The organism is Prevotella sp. S7-1-8 (assembly GCF_000758925.1).
Taxonomy (GTDB): domain Bacteria; phylum Bacteroidota; class Bacteroidia; order Bacteroidales; family Bacteroidaceae; genus Prevotella.
In genome coordinates this window covers 1-918 of the sequence record NZ_JRNC01000079.1, presented here as the reverse complement: position 1 = coordinate 918, position 918 = coordinate 1, and the positions used below count along the sequence as shown (strand labels likewise).

Genomic DNA, 918 nt, shown 5'->3' with positions numbered 1-918 from the left:
CTACCTGTTGACCTTGCTCCCTCTGGCACGTAAAATTAGAAATCCCGACAGTCTCCTACTGCAAAACTGCAAAGAACTAAAGGGAAATGTATCACTTAAAGCATCACGATTATGGATATTTCAAACTAGAGAAATGGTTTTAACGTCATTAGGTTTTTTCAAGAACGACTATCAACTTGATAACTTTCGCTCCAACTTTGGCTATGATTGGACGGACGAGGATTTGAACGAGGCTATCGACACCGCAGGGTACGACCTTTCCAACGTGCGCAACTTCTTAATGGAAACACTTTGGCTAAAGGTGATAGAAGAATATGTAGACTATAGAGGTTGTGAGCGTGAAATGTTTGATTGTTATGTGAACGGCACACTTGACACACACTTCTATTTCAATCATTCGGAGGTACAATGCACCGAGGATATAGAAGAACTCTTGAACTAAACAGAACATCAGACACTCGCCAAGTAGCACCTATTTGACGAGTGTTTATAAAAATAAGATAAAATGGAAAATCTATTTGACACATTGGTAGCCAAACTTCGTAAAGGCATCGTTTCTTTCGTTTACAAGAAAAAGGACGGCACGGAACGCCATGCGTGTGGAACCTTGTATGGCATCGGACATACCATAAAGGGGAAATCAAAGAATCATCAGTGCAATTATACCCTTGCTTACTATGATGTGGACTGCAAGGGATGGAGGTCATTTATCATAGAGAACCTTGTGGAGGTGGGTGAACTTCGGCAAGAGACCATGGACGAGCATCACTACATCTGTCTTGCGCTTATTGTAAAGCTCAAGGAAAAGATGAAGAAAGAGGGCAAGACTGCCTTCGCCTATCGTAAGGCAGATGGAACTATCAGATATGCACATGGCATTCTGTCTGACGGCATAGATGTTTCGGGAAGATATTTTGT

2 protein-coding genes are annotated in these 918 nt (G+C 41.8%); both read left to right on the top strand.

Annotated elements, in window-relative coordinates; all coding sequences use genetic code 11:
• Positions 1-133 precede the first annotated feature (133 nt).
• A complete protein-coding gene (locus tag HMPREF1640_RS11030) occupies positions 134-442 on the top strand; it encodes a hypothetical protein (protein ID WP_036894743.1) in 309 nt (102 codons plus the stop codon).
• A 63-nt stretch (positions 443-505) separates the two neighbouring features.
• Positions 506-918 (top strand): SH3 beta-barrel fold-containing protein (locus tag HMPREF1640_RS11025; RefSeq protein ID WP_036894742.1); only part of this gene is annotated, 413 nt, incomplete at its 3' end.